This window comes from Peribacillus sp. SIMBA_075, from assembly GCF_046534585.1.
Genome location: NZ_JAWRYN010001598.1, coordinates 1 through 236 on the forward strand (window position 1 = coordinate 1; position 236 = coordinate 236).

Annotated in this window: 1 protein-coding gene; it reads right to left on the bottom strand. The window is 38.1% G+C overall.

Annotation, left to right across the window (positions count from 1 at the left end; all coding sequences use genetic code 11):
* Nucleotides 1–236, bottom strand: a 236-nt coding sequence (locus SB775_RS33820) for a transglutaminase domain-containing protein (protein ID WP_410865668.1), incomplete at both ends; no start/stop codon positions are given.

Genomic DNA, 236 nt, shown 5'->3' on the forward strand with positions numbered 1-236 from the left:
GTACCACTTGCTATCGATTTTAACTAAATTCCAAGCATGAGGCTGACCGTCTCCAGTTCCTACTACAAAATGATTCTCAATTCCAGCTTCTTTTAATAATTGATAGGTTAATAGTGTGTAACCTTGGCAAACGGCAGAACGATTCGCGAGTGCCTCATACGCTGTATACGCTTTATAAGACGTATCGTAAGAAACATGTTTTACAACATAATCATGAATCGCCTTCACTTTTTCAT